At 63.4% G+C, this 17,481-nt stretch carries 13 protein-coding genes, 1 pseudogene and 1 riboswitch; of the genes and pseudogenes, 13 read left to right on the top strand and 1 reads right to left on the bottom strand.

Annotated elements, in window-relative coordinates:
- Positions 1 to 205: 205 nt before the first annotated feature.
- From LHL23_RS08735 to LHL23_RS08765, 7 genes and pseudogenes are all read left to right on the top strand, one after another.
- Entirely contained in the window at positions 206 to 2,104 is a 1,899-nt protein-coding gene (locus tag LHL23_RS08735; RefSeq protein WP_226429562.1) for a methyl-accepting chemotaxis protein, read from the top strand.
- A gap of 27 nt (positions 2,105 to 2,131) precedes the next feature.
- Positions 2,132 to 2,986 (top strand): CheR family methyltransferase, encoded by an 855-nt coding sequence (locus tag LHL23_RS08740; RefSeq protein ID WP_226429563.1) that lies wholly within the window; start codon positions 2,132 to 2,134, stop codon positions 2,984 to 2,986.
- The gene (locus tag LHL23_RS08745) at positions 2,977 to 3,468 is read left to right on the top strand and encodes a chemotaxis protein CheD (protein WP_226429564.1); all 492 of its coding nucleotides are present in this window, start codon (positions 2,977 to 2,979) and stop codon (positions 3,466 to 3,468) included. Before LHL23_RS08740 ends, LHL23_RS08745 begins: the two co-directional genes overlap by 10 nt.
- The gene (locus LHL23_RS08750; RefSeq protein ID WP_226429565.1) at positions 3,465 to 5,078 is read left to right on the top strand and encodes a chemotaxis protein CheW; all 1,614 of its coding nucleotides are present in this window, start codon (positions 3,465 to 3,467) and stop codon (positions 5,076 to 5,078) included. Before LHL23_RS08745 ends, LHL23_RS08750 begins: the two co-directional genes overlap by 4 nt.
- Positions 5,079 to 5,345: 267 nt before the next feature.
- Positions 5,346 to 5,538: riboswitch (cobalamin riboswitch) on the top strand.
- Positions 5,539 to 5,681: 143 nt separating this feature from the next.
- Positions 5,682 to 6,692 (top strand): ABC transporter substrate-binding protein, encoded by a 1,011-nt coding sequence (locus LHL23_RS08755; RefSeq protein ID WP_226429566.1) that lies wholly within the window; start codon positions 5,682 to 5,684, stop codon positions 6,690 to 6,692.
- A complete protein-coding gene (locus LHL23_RS08760) occupies positions 6,689 to 7,738 on the top strand; it encodes a FecCD family ABC transporter permease (RefSeq protein WP_226429567.1) in 1,050 nt (349 codons plus the stop codon). Before LHL23_RS08755 ends, LHL23_RS08760 begins: the two co-directional genes overlap by 4 nt.
- A pseudogene (locus tag LHL23_RS08765) lies at positions 7,735 to 8,245 on the top strand (ABC transporter ATP-binding protein); the annotation flags it as partial. The gene LHL23_RS08760 and the pseudogene LHL23_RS08765, both read left to right, overlap by 4 nt.
- Positions 8,246 to 8,535: 290 nt before the next feature.
- Here the strand turns inward: LHL23_RS08765 and LHL23_RS08770 are convergent.
- Entirely contained in the window at positions 8,536 to 9,420 is an 885-nt protein-coding gene (locus LHL23_RS08770) for a LysR family transcriptional regulator (protein WP_226429569.1), read from the bottom strand.
- A gap of 104 nt (positions 9,421 to 9,524) precedes the next feature.
- Between LHL23_RS08770 and LHL23_RS08775 the strand changes: the two genes are divergently transcribed.
- The 6 genes from LHL23_RS08775 to LHL23_RS08800 all read left to right on the top strand — a co-directional run bounded on the left by LHL23_RS08775 (position 9,525) and on the right by LHL23_RS08800 (position 17,333).
- The gene (locus tag LHL23_RS08775; protein ID WP_226429570.1) at positions 9,525 to 10,970 is read left to right on the top strand and encodes an aldehyde dehydrogenase family protein; all 1,446 of its coding nucleotides are present in this window, start codon (positions 9,525 to 9,527) and stop codon (positions 10,968 to 10,970) included.
- 137 nt (positions 10,971 to 11,107) lie between these two features.
- Entirely contained in the window at positions 11,108 to 12,091 is a 984-nt protein-coding gene (locus LHL23_RS08780; protein WP_226429571.1) for a membrane dipeptidase, read from the top strand.
- Positions 12,092 to 12,094: 3 nt separating this feature from the next.
- A complete protein-coding gene (locus tag LHL23_RS08785; RefSeq protein ID WP_226429572.1) occupies positions 12,095 to 13,783 on the top strand; it encodes a hypothetical protein in 1,689 nt (562 codons plus the stop codon).
- Positions 13,780 to 14,409 (top strand): DUF3726 domain-containing protein, encoded by a 630-nt coding sequence (locus LHL23_RS08790; RefSeq protein ID WP_226429573.1) that lies wholly within the window; start codon positions 13,780 to 13,782, stop codon positions 14,407 to 14,409. The genes LHL23_RS08785 and LHL23_RS08790 overlap by 4 nt, the downstream gene beginning before the upstream one ends.
- 12 nt (positions 14,410 to 14,421) lie before the next feature.
- Positions 14,422 to 15,432, top strand: a complete 1,011-nt coding sequence (locus LHL23_RS08795; RefSeq protein WP_226429574.1) for an Ldh family oxidoreductase — start codon at positions 14,422 to 14,424, stop codon at positions 15,430 to 15,432.
- 77 nt (positions 15,433 to 15,509) lie between these two features.
- Entirely contained in the window at positions 15,510 to 17,333 is a 1,824-nt protein-coding gene (locus tag LHL23_RS08800) for a BCCT family transporter (protein WP_222477855.1), read from the top strand.
- Positions 17,334 to 17,481 lie beyond the last annotated feature (148 nt).

Raw genomic sequence — 17,481 nt, forward strand, 5'->3', positions numbered from 1 at the left:
GGTAACAGGCGGCAGGTTGGCAAGGCTGCAAACCGCCGTTGGGCCGCCTGTTGAGTTTTTGCCTGACCAGTGATTCCGTCCTTCGGTTGTTTTTTACGAATAATTACCGCGGCCGAAACATGCATTCGGAGCATTGGTATGATGTTGTTAACAGCTCTCTCTCAGGTTGATCGGCAACCGTTTTTTAAATGAGTGAGGCGAAAGCATGGGTGCGAATGAACCAGCTGCAGTGTCTGTTTCCGATCACGGCAGCGCAGAACTTACGGGGGTTGTTGACGCTATCAACCGGGTTCAGGCCGTCATAGAATTTGAGCTGGACGGCACGATTATTACGGCAAACGAGAATTTTCTGGCGACGGTCGGCTATTCCCTGGAGGAAATACAGGGACGGCATCACCGCATGTTCTGCGACCCGGCATATGCTTCCTCGGATGAGTACCGCGACTTTTGGCTGCAACTGGCGATGGGCGAATTCTCTGCCGGGGAATACAAGCGCTTCGGCAAAGGCGGCGCGGAAGTGTGGATCAACGCCTCTTACAACCCGATTTTCGATGCGGACGGCAAACCGTTCAAAGTTGTCAAATTCGCCACCAACATCACCGGGGAAAAACGGCGCACGGCAGAGCAGGACGGCAAGATGGCCGCAATCAGCCGGGCTCAGGCGGTAATCGAGTTCGAACTGGACGGCACCATTCTGACCGCCAATGAGAATTTTCTGGCCACTGTCGGCTACTCCTTGGAGGAAATCCGCGGCCAGCATCACCGGATGTTCTGCGACCCGGCATACGCCAGCTCTGCGGAATACCGCAAATTCTGGGCCGATCTGGCCGCTGGCGAGTTTTCGACCGGTGAATACAAACGCGTCGGCAAGGGCGGAGAAGAGGTTTGGATCAACGCGTCCTACAACCCGATTTTCGATGCGGACGGCAAGCCGTTCAAAGTTGTCAAATTCGCCACCAACATCACCGGGGAAAAGCTGCGCACGGCAGAGCAGGACGGCAAGATGGCCGCTATCAGCCGGGCCCAGGCCCTGATCGAATTCGAGCTGGACGGCACGATTATAACGGCAAATGAGAACTTTCTGGCCACCGTCGGCTATTCCCTGGAGGAAATCCGCGGCCAGCATCACCGGATGTTCTGCAACCCGGAATACACCAGCTCTCCAGAGTACCGGAAATTCTGGGCGGACCTGGCCGCGGGCGAGTTTTCAGCCGGGCAATATAAGCGCTTTGGAAAGGGCGGGGCAGAGGTCTGGATCAACGCCTCTTACAATCCGGTTTTCAATGCCGATGGCAAACCGTTCAAGGTGGTCAAGTTCGCCACTGACATTACGGCCGAAAAAATGGTCGAGCAGGAAGTGACGCGGATCGCAACCCGGTTTGCCGAGCAGTCACAGGAGATCTCCGCGCAGGCACAGACGGTCGCCAGCGGCGCCCAGACGCTGGGGTGCACGACAGAGGAAATCAGCGCCTCCGTCGAAGAGCTGAGCGCCTCCATCGACTCGATTGCCCAAAACAGCAATCACTCCGACGAGATTGCTCAAAAGACCAAGGAAGAAGCCGACTTGGGCGCCAAGGCGATCGAACGCTCGATCGAAGCGATGGATCTCATCAATGCCTCCTCCGAGGAGATCAGCGAGATCGTCAAGACCATCAGCGAGATTGCCAGCCAGACAAACCTGCTGGCCTTCAATGCCGCGATTGAGGCGGCGCGGGCCGGCGAGCACGGTTTGGGCTTTTCCGTGGTTGCAGACGAGGTGCGCAAGCTGGCTGAGCGCTCGTCGCAATCGGCCAAGGAAATCAGCAAGCTGATCAGTGAAACGGTGAAACGGGTGAGCCTGGGCAGCGAGGTCTCAAGAGAGGCTGGCGCGGCCTTCACCAAGATCCTGGCAGGCATCTCCGACACCACGGATTCCATCGCCCAGATTTCCGTGGCCGCGAACGAGCAGCAGACCGCAGCGCGGGATGTCGCGGAGGCGATCCAAAGCATCGTTGACGCCTCCGAGGAGGCCGTCATCGCCTCCGATACCATCGCGGCGGCAACAGAGGAGCTGAACACCGGGGCGCAGGAACTGAAGACGGAAGTCGGCAAGCTGGGGTGCTGAACCCTTGCACGGGCACAAGGAGGGGGCATGAGTAAGCCTGACACCGATGTCACCATGAGCGATGGGGATTTTTCCAAGCTCCGTGCCATCGTTCACCAGAATACCGGGATCACCATCGGGGAAACCCGGAAAACGATGCTGGTCAGCCGCCTGCGTCGGCGCCTGCGCGAGGTTGGTGAGCCAAGCTTTGCCGCCTACATTTCGCGGCTGTCTTCAGATCCTGAGGAGATGCAGGAACTGACCAACCGGGTGACCACGAACGAGACCTATTTCTACCGCACCCCGCGGGTCTGGAATTACTTCCAGGAAGTGTACCTGCCAGAGTATCTGGCGAACGGGCCGGACCGGCGGATGCGGGTCTGGTCGGCGGCGGCTTCGACCGGGGAAGAGGCGCATACCATCGGTGCGATGCTGGAACAACGGCGCCTTGCCAACCCGGGTTTCGACTATTCGGTGCTGGGCACAGATGTCTCCTCCCGGGTGCTGCAAGTGGCGCAAAAGGGGGTTTACAACGGCCGCTCGATTGCCCGGTTCCGCAAGGAGCAGCCCGCGCTGTTCGCAGGCCAGATGGCCGGCAGTGATGCGGCGGGGTACAAGGCGGTGCCGCAGATCCGGGCGCGCCTCAAGTTCAAGCTGCACAACCTGTTGGAACGGCTTGGCGGAACCAGTCCGTTTGATGCGGTTTTCCTGCGTAACGTGCTGATTTATTTCACCGATGAAGATCAGGAAAAGATTCTCCGCCATGTCCGGGATCTGATCAAGCCTGACGGTGTTCTGTTCATCGGTGAAAGCGAGACTTTGAACAACCTGCGCACCGGGTTCGAACAGGTGGCCCCGATCATTTACCGGCCGGCGGCCAGGGCGGGCAGTCCATGTGCGTGAATGAAGTGCAGAAAATCCATGTTCAGATCGGCCAGGTGAAAACCGGCCGGGCAGGGCAATCACTGAATGCAATCCTCGGCTCCTGCATCGGCCTGGGCCTGCTGTATCCCGCCAGGGGCATTTGCGGGCTGGCCCATTGCCTGCTGTCCAAGTCGCCGGAAACAAGTGACGCGATCAGCGGCAGGCACGTGGATCAGGCTCTCAGATCGCTGCAGTCCCTGATGGAGGTTTCCGGCAAGGACTTGCGCAAAATTCAGGCGATCGTTGTTGGCGGTGCCAACATGACAATGCCTGCGGACACGGATCCGGGACGGCTCGTCGGAAGCATCAATGCGCGCTCCGCCTACCGCGCCTTGCGGGATGCCGGCGTTCGCAACATTCACGAGGACGTCGGGGGCGTGCAGGGCAGGCAGGTGGCCATCGACTGCACCAGCGGCGAGTTCACAGTGAAATCCATCCCGCGCTTGGGGGCACGCACATGAAACCGGACATTTCAGACCCGCTGATCCCGGGGTCGCACGCTCTGACCGTTGACGGCGGGGATCGCGCCGGTTCCAGCGGCCAGGAGGGTGATGCTGTACGGCAGAGATCCGGAATGCGGCCCGGTGGCCGGACGGGGCAAGGCTTGGCCGAGAAATACGGCTCGTTTCTGATCGGCGACAGCGAATTCGCCATCTCTGTTTCCGTGCTTCAGGAGGTCGTGAATGAACCGGGGGACATTTCACCGGTACCGCTTGCGCCGCCTTACATGCTCGGTCTGTTCAACTTGCGGGGCATGATTGTCCCGGTTGTCGACCTGCGCAAGCTGCTGGATTTTCCGGCTGCCGAAAGCGGGCAATCCCGCAAAGTGGCCATCATTGAACACGGCGAACACTGTATTGGCCTGCTGTTTGACCGGACCGGCGAAGTTTTGAACGCAAAGGGCGTGGCGCGGGTGGATTTCCGTCCCAATGGCAAAGGCGTCAGGGATGTTGTTATCAGCGGCGTGCTGAAGTTCGATAGCGGGGAAAGGCTGGTTCAGATACTCGATCCGCATGAATTGCTGAATCTGGAAAAGGTGCCGAGAGCTGACAATGACTCCGGGCAGGAAACCGTCAAATTCAGCAGAGGCAAGAAACTCGCCTGCGTGTCGTTTCAAACCGGCCATACGGTATGCGCAATCGATCTGCGCTACGTGAAAGAGGTCAAAACCGTTCCCAAGCTGGAGCAATCCTTGCTGGCAGGAGGCAATGTGATCGGCACCGCAAACCTGCGGGGGATCATTTTGCCTGTGATAGATTTCCGCGGCTTCATGGGGGACGACGCCAAGTTCGTGCTTGGGGAAACCCTCCCCAAGGAACGCAGAATGCTGGTGATCGATACCGCGGAAGGTCCGGTCGGCCTTATGGTTTTCTCCATCGACAGCATCCTGTCCTATTACGGGGATGAAGTGCGGCCGTTTGCCAAACTGGCGCTGCCGCGCGGTGATCTCGTCAACGGATGCCTGATCGGTAAGAACAACCAGATTGTCATGATGCTGGATCCAGAGAAGCTCATGCAGGAGCCGAGCTTTCTGGCGGCTGCAAAGTCCTGCCAGGAGATATTCCCGCCCGAAGCGCCTGACGGCGAGGCGGCGGAACTGGAAGCGCGAGCGGCGCGGCGCACCTTCATCAAGTTCACCTTCGAGAGAAGATTTGCCTTGGATACGTCGCATGTCAGCGAAGTGATCAATCGCCCCACGGATCTGCTGGAGCCGCCATTCTCGCTGAATTTTGTCGAAGGAATCCTCAATCTGAGAGGCGACCTGATTACCGTGTTCAATCCCCGCGTGCTTTACGGCTTGCCGGTGAAGCCCTGCCAGGATCAGAAGGTTCTGATATTCAGGCACGGCGCGCAGAAGTTTGGAATTCTTGTGGATTCCGTCGACGAAATCATCATTACGACCGAAAGCCGCGTGGCCGAACTCAAGCCGCTGGATCAGCAAAACACCTCCAAAAGCATTGCTGAGGATGTGGCCGGCTGCCTGCAGCACACCTCGCCGGACGGCAAGTACGAGTCGATATTGATCCTGGATACCAGCGCTCTCGTGGAACGCTGCTTCAAGGCTGCGTAACAGGCGCTGGCAGGGCAGCACTCCCGGACGGGAAAGCGCCGGGCAGGCGCGGCCGGGCGGGCTCAAGACCACTATGAGCCGGTGTGATTGCCCGCGGCCACCTGCGCAAGGGGGCGGGGCGGGTGTGCAAACGGCCGCCTGTTTCTGCCGCCGCTCTTGGGTGAAAAATCAACGCCGGCCCGAGCCGTCGCAACCCGCCCTCCCGCGGCTGGCTGGCAAGAATTCAGCAATCCGGACGAACTTTTTCTTGCCGCACGGTAAGTGATGCGCTACCCGCGCTTCACCGGTCCCGTGAGGGCTAAGAGGGAATCCGCGGCGCCGTACGGTGCCAAACGGAACTGCCCCCGCAACTGTAGGCGGCGAGTGCTGTCCCATCGTGTCACTGGGCCTGACCGGCCCGGGAAGACGGGACAGACAGTGACCCGCCAGTCAGGAGACCTGCCGGTGCGAAACCGAAACACACCGGACGGGGTTGTCCGGGGAGGTTGCCGATAAGATGCGCCGCCGCTGTCTGGCGCCGCATGCAGGGGGCCAGGCTCCCGCCTTAGCGGTCAATGCCCTTTCACCCGTTCTCCGGTCATTGACACATGGAGATCGAAGATCATGTTTCTGCGTTCCGGCCTGATGGGCCTTTCCTTTGTTGCGGCAGCTCAGGCCGCAGCAGCCAGCGAGACCTTTCCGCTGACCATTCAAAACTGCGGCGAGGCCGTCACCTTCGAGGCGCCGGTTGCGTCCTCCGTGACCGTCGGCCAGGCCGCGACAGAGGTGCTCTATGCGCTGGGGCTGGGCGACAAGGTGCTGGGCACCTCGGTCTGGTTCAACGACGTGCTGCCCGAATATGCCGAGCTGAACGGCAAGGTCGAGCGGCTGGCCGATAACGACCCGAGCTTTGAAAGCGTCGTGGCCAAGCGCCCGGGCCTGGTGGCTGCCCAGTATGAGTGGCATGTCGGCCCCGAAGGCGTAGTCGCCAAGCGCGAGCAGTTCCATGACCTCGGCATCCCGACCTATGTGATGCCCGCGGATTGCGTCGGCAAGGACAACACCACCGGCGGCGACGGCACCCGCACCCAGATGTTCACCACCGAAAGCCTCTATCAGGGCATCGAGGAACTGGCAGCGATCTTCGGCGAGTCCGAAAAAGGCGCAGAGCTGGTCGCAGACTACAAGGCGCGCGAGGCCGCGGCTGTTGCCAAGGCGCAGGAGGTTGCGCTGGACGACGCCTCCGCCGTGTTCTGGTTCTCTTCGCCGGAGATGGAGAGCGACCCGTTCGTGGCCGGCCAGAAGGGCGCACCGGGCTACATGATGCAGCAGCTGGGCCTGCGCAATGTCATCGAAACCGACGAAGAATGGCCGACTGTCGGCTGGGAAACCATCGCCAAGGCCAACCCGACGGTGATCGTGATTGCCCGCATGGACCGCCGCCGCTTTGCCGCGGATGACTACGAGAAGAAGCTGGAGTTCCTGCGCAATGATCCGGTCGCCAGCCAGATGGAGGCGGTCAAGAATGATCGCATCGTGGTGATGGACGCCCAGGCCATGGATGCAACCATACGCGCCATCCCGGCGCTGGAGGATATTGCCGCTGAGCTCAGCGCGATCGGCAACGGCGAATGAGCGCAGCCGCCGCACTGGCCTGGCAGGGCCTCCGGGGCGCATGCCTGGCCCTGCCGGTGCTGGCTGCGGCGGTTCTGGCAGGCGCAATGATCGGGGAAACCTCGCTTGCGCCTGACCTTGTCCTGTCCGTTCTGGCCAACAAGCTGGCCGGGGCGGGCCTGCCGGTGGACCCGGTAGACCAGGGCATCATCTGGAGCTACCGGCTGCCGCGGGCGCTGGTGGCTGCGGCCTGCGGGGCGGCGCTGGCGGTGGCCGGCGTGGTGTTGCAGGCCTTGCTGCGCAATGCGCTGGCAGACCCCTATATCCTTGGTATTTCGGCCGGCGCCTCGACCGGGGCGGTGGCGGTCACCATTGCGGGGCTGGGCGGCGGCGCCCTGTCGCTGTCCTTCGGCGCCTTCAACGGGGCGCTGCTGGCCTTTGGCTTTGTCGCCGTTCTAGCCCGCGCGGCCGGGGCAGGGGGCAGCCGTGCAGCGGCGGCGCAGATCGTTCTGGCGGGCATTGCCGGTTCGCAGCTGTTCAACGCGCTGACCGCCTTCATCATCGCCAAGTCCGCCAATGCCGATCAGGCCCGCGGCATCATGTTCTGGCTGATGGGCAACCTCAGCGGCGTGCGCTGGCCGGATGTATGGCTGGCGGTGCCGCTGGCGCTGGCGGGTTGGATGATCTGCCGGTTCCATGCCCGTGCGCTGGACGCCTTCACCTTTGGCAGCGACTCCGCCGCCTCGCTTGGCATCCCGGTCCGGCGGGTTCAGGTGGTGCTGATCTTCGCCACTGCGCTGACGACCGCGGTGATGGTGTCGATCGTCGGCTCCATCGGCTTTGTCGGCCTGGTGATCCCCCATGCCGCACGCTTCCTGGTCGGCCCCGGCCACCGCAGGCTGATGCCTGCCGCGGCGCTGACCGGCGCCGTGTTCCTGGTCGCCGCCGACATCGTGTCCCGAATCATCATCCCCGGCCAGGTGCTGCCCATCGGCGTTGTCACCGCCTTGATCGGGGCGCCGTCCTTTGCGGTGATCCTGGTGCGCGGGCAAAAGGCTGCGCGATGAAGATCGAAGCCCGCAACCTGTCGTTTGCCGTGCGCGGCAAGACCTTGCTGCAGGACGTGTCGCTGGCAGTGCAGCCCGGCGAAACGCTGGCGCTGGTCGGCCCGAACGGCTCCGGCAAGTCGACCCTGATGCGGCTGTTGTCAGGCTTGGCCAAACCCTCGCGTGGCGAAGTGCTGCTGGCAGGCAAGCCGCTGGCCAGCCTGACCCGCCGGGAGATCGCCCAGCGGATCGCCATTGTCGAACAGCAGGCCGAAACCGCCGAGCGCATTACCGCGCGCTCCGTGGTGGAACTGGGGCGCACCCCCTGGCTGTCGGCGCTGAAACCCTGGAACGGGCAGGACACGCAACTGGTGGACAAGGCGCTGCGCACCGTTGAGATGGAAGGCTTCGCAAGCCGCGAGTGGGCCACTCTGTCCGGCGGCGAACGGCAGCGGCTGCACATTGCCCGTGCCCTCGCGCAGCGGCCGGGGCTTCTGCTGCTGGATGAGCCGACGAACCATCTGGACATCCACCATCAGCTGTCGATCCTGAACTGCATCCGGAACCTGAAAGTGACCACCTTGGTGGCCCTGCATGACCTGAACCAGGCGCTGACCTGCGATAAGGTGGCGGTGCTGTCACGCGGTCGCCTCGTGGCCTGCGGCGCGCCCAGCCAGGCATTGGCTCCGGAAACCGTATCTGAGATTTTCGGCATCCAGGCCCGCTGGGTCCGGAATGCCGAGGGCGCGGCTCCCTTCCTGTCCTTCCAATTGGCCTGAGACATCAGGGATGACTGGCACCCAGCCATGCCGGGTGCTTCAGCCTGGCTCGCCGGACAGATCGCAGGACTGAATAAAGGCGCAGCACTCCTCGGTCAGCGCGGCAAAACGGGATCGTTCGCGCTGGTACAGGTAAACCGCCCGCTTGTCGGGCAGATCGGCAACCGGCCGAAACGCCGTTGTCTCCGGCATGAAGCGGGCAACAGTCTGCGGCAGTACGGTCACCCACTTGCCGGTGCGGACCATGGTGATCAGCGAATGGGTGTTGTGGATCGTGACATCTGCCGTGCTGCTGGCCTCAACGAAGCGTTCATTGCGGATCAGATCGCACAGGGCATTGCGGACAAAGGACGCGTTGATCACATCGGCAATTGCGGGCGGCTGCTCCTGGGTGAACAGCGGGTGGTCGGTGGAGCAGACCAGGCCAAACCGGTCCTCGAACAGCGGCACCGCTTTCACGCCGTTCAACGGGTGGTGGCCGGAGGCGATGCCGATATCCGCCTTGCCCTCTGCCAGCGCGTCCAGCACCTGCTGGGTGTCGGTGTCGCGCAGTTCCACCTTCAGGCCCGGATGCCGCGCCGTCATGTGTGCCAGCACCGAAGGAAAGACCAGCGCCGCGACCGATGGGACCGAGACAATCCGCAGCAGCCCGTGCGCCGCCTCAGCGGCCATCTCGATGCTCTGCAATGTCTGATCGAACTGTCGCACCTGTTTCTGGGCCAGCTCGAATACCTGCTCGCCCAGCGGCGACAGCTGGTTCTTGCGCTCGCCCTCGAACAGCCGCTTGCCCAGGTGATCCTCCATCTGCTTGAGCGTCATGGAAACGGCGGACTGGGTCCGGCCCAGCCGGTTGGCGGCCTCGGACAGGTTCCCGGTCTGCGCCACAGTGCAGAAGGCGCGCAGCATTTCGATTTTCAGGGTCATGCTTCAATTTTTCTGAAGTTGTTTACAGTTTATTGAGTTTGACTGATGCGGGCTGCGGAGTCCATCCTGTTGCAAACCTGAAATTCAGCATCTGGGGCTTCTCCGTGACCAAACTGAACCTGATTGCCGGCGAATGGCTGGCGGGCGAAAGCGAAATCGAAAACCGCAACCCTTCGGACCTGAGCGATCTGGTCGGCATGTTTGCCCAGGCCAGCTCCGATCAGCTGGAGGCGACCCTGGATCAGGCGCTAATCGCACAGCGCGAATGGGCGGCTTACGGGCTGGAGCGCAAGCAGGCGGTGCTGATGAACATCGGCAATGAGCTGATGGCCCGCGCCGAGGAGCTGGGCACGCTCTTGAGCCGCGAAGAAGGCAAACCGCTGGCCGAGGGCAAGGGCGAGGTTTACCGCGCCGGCCAGTTCTTCACCTATTACGCCGCCGAATGCCTGCGCCAGATCGGTGAAAACGCCGACTCCGTGCGCCCCGACATAGAGGTGGACGTGCGCCGCGAGGCCGTGGGCGTGGTGGCGATCATCTCGCCCTGGAACTTCCCGACCGCGACCGCTTCCTGGAAGATCGCGCCGGCGCTTTGCTACGGCAATGCCGTGGTTTGGAAACCCGCCAACATCACCCCCGCCTCGGCCGTTGCCCTGACCGAGATCATCGCGCGTCAGGACATTCCCAAGGGCCTGTTCTCCCTGGTCATGGGGTCGGGCCGTTCCATCGGCCAGCGTCTGGTCGAAAGCCCCAAGGTGAACGCGATCTCCTTCACCGGCTCGGTGCCGGTGGGCAAGGGCATCGCGTCCGCCGCCATCCAGAACCTGACCAAGGTGCAGATGGAGATGGGCTCCAAGAACGCGCTGGCGGTGATGGACGACGCCGATCTGGATCTGGCCGTCACGCTGGCGCTGGGCGGCGCCTTCGGCGGCACCGGCCAGAAATGCACCGCTTCCTCCCGGCTCGTGGTCCACGCGGCTGTTCATGATGCCTTTGTCGACAAGCTTGTCGCCGGGGCACAGGCCATGAAAGTGGGCCACGCGCTGGAAGAGGGCGTGCAGATGGGGCCGGTGGTCAGCGAGCAGCAGCTGAACGAGAACCTGGCCTATGCTGACCTTGGCAAATCCGAAGGTGCTGAGCTGGCCTGCGGCGGCCAGCGCCTGGAGATGCCGCACGAGGGCTTCTACATGTCCCCGGGCGTGTTCCTCAACACCACCAACGATATGCGCATCAACCGCGAAGAAATGTTCGCGCCGCTGACCAGCGTGATCAAGGTCGGCAGCTATGACGAGGCGCTGTCCGTGGTGAACGACACCAACTTCGGCCTGACCTCCGGCATCGTGACCCAGTCGCTGGCCCGCGCCACCCATTTCCGCCGCAACGCGCGCACCGGTGTGGTCACTGTCAACCTGCCGACTGCAGGCACTGACTACCACGTGCCGTTCGGCGGCCGCGGCGACAGTTCTTATGGCCCGCGCGAGCAGGGCAAGGCGGCGGCGGAATTCTACACCACCGTCAAGACCGCCTACATAAGCGCCGGCAAGCCGGTCTGAGACTGAAACCGTGGCAGCGCCGGACACCGGCCTGCCAGTTTGCGGAAGCGCCCGCCCTCCTAGTTTCCCCTGTGGCAGGCGCTTCCTGCCCGCCGCCAGAAGGCCGGGTGTGTGACATTGAAAACCGAGGTGCCTGAATGACCGGATACCGTATCGACTGCCTGCAATACGCCAACTGGTCGGAAAAGATCTTCCGCCAGCTGCGCGAGGGCGGCGTGGACGCGATCCATGTCACCATTGCCTACCATGAGAACTTCCGTGAGACGGTTCTCAACTTCGAGAAATGGAACCGCTGGTTCGAGCAGTACCCGGACCTGATCATGAAGGGGCAGTGGGCCTCTGACATCGACAAGGCCCGCGAAACCGGCCGCACCGCGGTGTTCTTCGGCTTTCAGAACCCCTCGCCGATGGAGGACGACATCGGCCTGGTGGAGATCCTGCACACCCTGGGCGCCCGCTTCATGCAGCTCACCTACAACAACCAGTCGCTGCTGGCGACTGGCTGTTACGAGGCCGAGGATATGGGGATCACCCGCATGGGCAAGCAGGTCATCAAGGAGATGAACCGGGTGGGCCTGGTTGTGGACATGAGCCACTCCGCCGACCGCTCCACCATCGAGGCGGCGGAGATTTCCACCCGGCCGATCGCCATCACCCATGCCAACCCGCATGAGTGGTCGCCCGCCCTGCGCAACAAGAAGGACGATGTGATCCGCGCAGTGACCGGCCACGGCGGCATGCTGGGCTTCTCGGTCTATCCGCACCATCTGAAGGACAAGTCCGACTGCACCCTGCAAAGCTTCTGCGAGATGATTGCACGCACCGCAGAAAAATACGGGGCAGAGCACCTCGGCATCGGCACCGACCTTTGCCAGGACCAGCCCGACAGCGTCGTTGAATGGATGCGCGTCGGCCGCTGGACCAAGGAAATCGACTACGGCGAAGGATCAGCCGCCGCGCCGGGCTTCCCGGCAATGCCCAGCTGGTTCAACGACAACCGCGACTTTGGAAACATCGAAGAAGGCCTTCGCGCGACGGGCATGAACGATGACGAGGTCAGCGGCATCATGGGCGGGAACTGGTACCGGTTCTTTGCCGAAAACTTTGGCCCAAAGGGATAGGTCATGGAAACAACCGCGCAGACAACGATATCACGACGGGACCCGGCTCAGGTTATGCGCCTCAGCCGTCTGGGCTCCCTGCACCAGTGCCGCCTCAGCTTCATGCGGGTGCTGACACGCCGCATGGCCCGGGAAAACTGGAGCTTTGCACGCCCCAAGTTCGATATCGACGGTAACGGCGTCGGTGTGGCGGTCTACACCGCCGCCGGCCCTGCGCGGACCTACTCGCTGATTGCCTTCGCCCACGACCTGCCGCCGGAGATGCGCTCAGACCGGGTGATCGCAACCGCCTGGGACGCGACTTTCACCCTGTTCGACGGGGTGCCGACGGATGCGGACATCGAACGCCTGTCGAAGAACGTTCCCTATCAGGAGGCGGGCCGGGTCAACGAGAAATCCCTGTCGGTCTCCCGCGCCAACCGCTCGGTGCGCCTCTGGGCGCATTTTGTCGACGCGCTGTCGCAGGGGCAGCAGCCGGACCCCGCGCAGGTGGATGCTGTCGGCTACCTGATGCGCACCACCGCCGTTTACGGCTCCGGCAAGCTGGGCGCTGCGGACCGGGAGGCAATTGCAGACCGGCCCGAACTCAGCGCGCCATTCCAGGCAGAGATGCTCTCGGTCTATCTGACCCGTGCCTTTGTCCGCGATCTGGTGGAACATATGGCCCGTGCCAAGGGCGGCGAAAAAGCGGTGCCGCTGGCGCCGGAGACCGCGCGGCGGCTGGGCATCGGCAACTCCACCGGTCTCGGCATGGCGCCCTACATCGTCAACCACCCGGTGCTGTTCAACAACTGGATTGCGGCACGGGAAGAGGCGATTGCCCGGGTGCGCTCGGTCGAAACCGCCTCGGCTGAGGAAGCCGCCTGTTTCCGCCGTATGCTGCGGCGGAGCGAACTGTCGGCAGCGCGCTGGCATTCGGAACACCCGGCGCAGATCGAAAAGCTGGCAAGCCTTCACAAGGATCTTGAGGCCCTGGCCGCCTGGGCGGCAGCAGACGATCTGCTCAACGACCATCCTTGGGACCGCCTGATCCGCTGGAGCGAGACAGCTTTGGGCCTGGAGGGGCAGGAGCTGGCAGCCTCGCTGATCCTTGAACCCTATGCGGACCTTGTGGACGGGCTGTCTGACTGCATGGCCGATGCCAACAAGGACGCCTTCATTATCGACGGCGCAATGCCGGTGTCGCAGGTGCGGCAGCTGATTGAGGCCAGCTTTGCCTGGGCGCTGGATCTGGACTGGGCTGCCCGCGAAAACTGCGCCCGGGCCTGGTATGTCTCGGAGGAGAAGCTGGAGCCGCGTATGGGCGAACGCTTCGATGAGCCGATTGCAGCTTATGAGCAGCCGCTGGCCCCGGCCCGCGACGCCGCTGCGGCCCATGCGGCGCTGGCAGATTGGGACGGGGATGAACCCGTCGCAGCCTTCCTGCTGCGCCACCCGGAACACCGCCACACCGTGCGCCGGGCGCAGATGAGCCAATTGGCGCCCTATGGCGAGATCCGCAGCAACACCATCAGCGACCGGGTGCTGCCGGTCGACATGCTGCGGGCCAAGCTTTCGTTCTTCGGGGCAACGCATTTCGACCCGCGATCCGACCGCTGGGTGCGGATCTGCATGTATGCGGGCGCGCCGTATCCGGAGGACCTGACCGCCGCCAACGCCGACCTGTGGGTATATCCGGAGGCAGACCAATGAGCTATGCACTGAACGAAGTGGAAGCCACCGCCAAACGCGCCGCCCGCGGGGCTGGCTACGACTGGGGCCTGTCCGAGGAAGCTGCAAAAGCCACCCGCTGGCTCTGCGCGCAGGGGCTGGACGGGGCCGCGGTGCTGGCAGGCCTTCTGGAGGCTGGGTACGCCGCTGAGCTCTCTGCCCACGTGCCGCAATCGCTGGACGGCAGCTGGTCGGCTCAGGCGCCGCTTTGCCCGCTGGCCACCGGTGCGGCCATTTCCGATTGTGCGGCACGGCTTCAGGACGCGCCGCTGTCGCTCGGACAGGTCTCACAGCCTGCAATGATCCTGCCTTTTGCCGCGATGGCCGCACGCCAGCTTGATGCCTGCGTCACCGTCGAGTGCGAGGGTTTCCAGGCCGTCACCGATGGCGCCGCGCTGCATTGCGTGGGCGACCTGCCGGATGCGGCAGCCCGGCTGACCATCCGCGCGGCCGGCAGCCTGTCAAACCGATACCCGACCCACACCCGGGCCGAACCGGAGGAGGCGGCCTGGGCCGTCCTGAACCGCTTTGCCCATAAAACCTACGCTCCGGCCACCGAGGAGTCGCGCCTGCTGGGCGCCGGCGCCGGGCTGTCGGACAACGACTGAAGAGGCACCGACATGACCGAAACCAGAACCATGACCCTTGCCGAGATCGAGGACCTGTCCTTCCGCGCCCTGGTGGCGGCTGGCACCTCCGAGGCCAACGCCCGCCCGCTGGCGGTTGCCACCGCCGCGACCGAAGCCGATGGCGTGGCCAGCCATGGCCTTGCCTATATCCCGATCTATGCCGAGCACGTGCAATGCGGCAAGGTGGACGGGCAGGCGGCACCGGTTCTGACCCGCCCGCGCCCCGGCGTCGTGGCGGTGGATGCCGCCACAGGCTTTGCCCATTCCGCGATTGATATGGGCTTTGAGGTCCTGATCCCGGCGGCACGGGAACAGGGCGTCGTGGTCCTTGCCATCCGCAACAGCTACAACTGCGGTGTTCTTGGCTACCACACCGCCCGCCTGGCCCGCGCCGGGCTGGTGGGGCTGGGCTTTACCAACGCGCCGGCCTCGATCGCGCCCTCGGGCGGCAACAAGCCGGTTGTCGGCACCAACCCGTTCTCCGTTGCAGTGCCGGGCGAGGATGGCGAGCCGGAACTGCTGATCGACCAGAGCGCCAGCACCATCGCCAAAAGCGAGGTGATGAAGCACGCCCGCGAAGGCAAGGAAATCCCCTTGGGCTGGGCGCTGGACGCTGACGGCAACCCGACCACCGACCCGGACGCGGGCCTCAAGGGCTCGATGGCGCCGTCGGGCGGCTACAAGGGCGTCGGCGTGGCGCTGCTGACCGAAATCATGGCCGCCGCGCTGACAGGTGCCACCCTCGGCATCAACGCATCGCCGTTTTCCGGCACCGCGGGCGGGCCGCCGAAAACCGGCCAGATGTTCATCGCAATCGACCCGGCTGCGACAGCAAATGACGCTTTTAGTGCTGGAATGGCCGGGATCGTGGAAGCGGTGCGCGGGCAAGCCGGCGCACATCTGCCCGGAGACGGGCGGCGAGCAAAACGCTTGCAGGCCCGCCAAGACGGCGTCGCTGTCAGCGTTGCAACGCTGGCAAGGATCGAAGCCCTGCTGGGCTGACGCCAGACTCCGGCGGTTGCGCGAACCGCCGGACAACCCGCACCCCGGTGCGGAACGTGCGAAACGGGAGGAAACGCATGTCAATAAAGCAACCTTTTACGGATCTGGAGATCAAGACCTCCGACGAGGGCTTCTATAAGGGGCACAGCGTCGAGATCGCCTTGCTCAGCAAGGGGATCATGGTCGCCCTGGTTCTCTGGGCACTGGTCTGGCCGGCAAACGCCACGGGCGTTCTGGGCAGCCTCAACTGGCGTATCCTCGAGGATTTCAACGCCTTCTACATCATTATCGTCGGTTTCTTCGCCTTTTTCCTGTTTGTGGTCGCCGCATTGCCGCAAACCGGTAAGCGGATCATGGGGGGACCGGAGCAGGGCAAGGAATTCTCGGACTTTTCCTGGTTCTCGATGATGTTCGGCGCCGGTCTGGGTGTTGGCCTGATGGTTTTCGCCACCGCCGAGCCGCTGGGTCTCTGGGGCTCCAACCCGGTGGTGCTGGCGCAGGAGGTGACACCGAACACCGAAGAAGCCATCCAGTCCGGCTTCCGCTACACGTTCCTGCATTACGGCTTCCACGCCTGGGCGATCTATGTGGTGACCGGCCTGTCGCTGGCCTACTACGCCTATACCCGTGACATGCCGCTGACCATCCGCACCGCGCTGACGCCGCTGTTCGGCAAGCTGATGAACGGCTTCCTGGGCCACGTCGTTGACGTGCTGGGCGTTGTTGCCACCATCCTGGGCGTCTCCGTGACCATCGGCTTCGGCGTCTCGCAGTTCGTGGACGGCGTTTATGCCATCACCGGCATGGAATGGATGATGGACATGAGCGGCGAGGCTCCGGCACCGGGCACCGTTGGCCTGCTGGCCGGCCTGTTTGCCATCATGGGCCTGTCGATCATCTCGGCGGTGTCCGGCGTCGGCCGCGGCGTGAAGTATCTGTCGAACCTGAACCTGGTTCTGTCGATCATCCTGCTGCTGACCTTCGTGGTCTTCGGCTCCTTCATGTTCGCCATGACCACCTATGCCTCGGCGTTCGTGGACTACATCCTGCACTTCACCTCGCTGAGCTTCGGTGCCTACGGCCCGCAGTCGGCGTCTGACTTCGCGGCGGCTCTGCCGGCCGAGGCTGCACCCTACGCCGATGCTCTGCGCGGCGGTGCAACCAATGCCTGGGGCTCTTTCGATGGCTTCAAATCCGGCCTGGAAGGCGAAGCAGCCGCCCTGTCCGACGATGTTCTGGCCGCAACCTACGCCGCTGGCGAGGCACAGCGCCAGTTCGGCTGGCAGGCAGGCTGGACCACCTTCTACTGGGCCTGGTGGATCGCGTTCTCGCCCTTCGTGGGCCTGTTCCTGGCGCGCATTTCCCGCGGCCGCTCGGTGCGTGAGTTCATCGTTGGCTGCGTGTTCGCCCCGGCGCTGGTCTGCTTTGCCTGGATGACCATCCTGGGCGGCACCGCCATGGACCTGGAACTGTCCGGCGCGGCAGAGGGTGCAATCATCGGCGCTTCCAACACCGCCAAGCTGTTCGTGACCCTGCAAAGCATGATCGACGGCGGCCTGCTGTCCGGCATCACCATCATGTGCGTGGTGCTGATCATGACCTTCCTGGTCACCTCGGCGGACTCCGGCATCCTGGTGATGAACACCATCATGTCCGGCGGCGACCAGAACATCGGCAACAAGCACAAGATCGTTTGGGGCCTGATCCTGACCGCAGTCATCGGCACCCTGCTGTTCGCAGGCAAGCAGAACGGCGGTGCGGACCCGATGGAAGCGCTGAAGAGCGCAATGATCATCGGCGCGCTGCCGTTCACCATGGTGATGGGCCTGATGTGCGTGTCGCTGGCCAAGGCGCTGTTCCGCGACGGGCAGCGTGAGAAGGCCGCGGCGCCCGCCGAATAACACCAGAACACCGGGCAGCGCTGCCGCGTTTGCCCGGCCGTTACAAAACGCCTTTCCGCGGAAGGGCTGGAAGGCCGGGGGAGAGATCCTCCGGCTTTTTACTGGCTGTAGTGCAGCGGCTGGCGGATTCAGCCGCGCACAAAAAAGC

The organism is Leisingera sp. McT4-56, assembly GCF_020514995.1.
Classification (GTDB): domain Bacteria; phylum Pseudomonadota; class Alphaproteobacteria; order Rhodobacterales; family Rhodobacteraceae; genus Leisingera; species Leisingera aquaemixtae_A.

What these genes read in the sequence shown, in the direction of transcription:
- LHL23_RS08735 (WP_226429562.1), top strand. Translation starts at nt 206, where the DNA reads ATGGGTGCGAATGAACCAGCTGCAGTGTCTGTTTCCGATCACGGCAGC.
- LHL23_RS08740 (WP_226429563.1), top strand. Translation starts at nt 2,132, where the DNA reads ATGAGTAAGCCTGACACCGATGTCACCATGAGCGATGGGGATTTTTCC.
- LHL23_RS08745 (WP_226429564.1), top strand. Translation starts at nt 2,977, where the DNA reads ATGTGCGTGAATGAAGTGCAGAAAATCCATGTTCAGATCGGCCAGGTG.
- LHL23_RS08750 (WP_226429565.1), top strand. Translation starts at nt 3,465, where the DNA reads ATGAAACCGGACATTTCAGACCCGCTGATCCCGGGGTCGCACGCTCTG.
- LHL23_RS08755 (WP_226429566.1), top strand. Translation starts at nt 5,682, where the DNA reads ATGTTTCTGCGTTCCGGCCTGATGGGCCTTTCCTTTGTTGCGGCAGCT.
- LHL23_RS08760 (WP_226429567.1), top strand. Translation starts at nt 6,689, where the DNA reads ATGAGCGCAGCCGCCGCACTGGCCTGGCAGGGCCTCCGGGGCGCATGC.
- LHL23_RS08770 (WP_226429569.1), bottom strand. Translation starts at nt 9,420, where the DNA reads ATGACCCTGAAAATCGAAATGCTGCGCGCCTTCTGCACTGTGGCGCAG.
- LHL23_RS08780 (WP_226429571.1), top strand. Translation starts at nt 11,108, where the DNA reads ATGACCGGATACCGTATCGACTGCCTGCAATACGCCAACTGGTCGGAA.
- LHL23_RS08785 (WP_226429572.1), top strand. Translation starts at nt 12,095, where the DNA reads ATGGAAACAACCGCGCAGACAACGATATCACGACGGGACCCGGCTCAG.
- LHL23_RS08790 (WP_226429573.1), top strand. Translation starts at nt 13,780, where the DNA reads ATGAGCTATGCACTGAACGAAGTGGAAGCCACCGCCAAACGCGCCGCC.
- LHL23_RS08795 (WP_226429574.1), top strand. Translation starts at nt 14,422, where the DNA reads ATGACCGAAACCAGAACCATGACCCTTGCCGAGATCGAGGACCTGTCC.
- LHL23_RS08800 (WP_222477855.1), top strand. Translation starts at nt 15,510, where the DNA reads ATGTCAATAAAGCAACCTTTTACGGATCTGGAGATCAAGACCTCCGAC.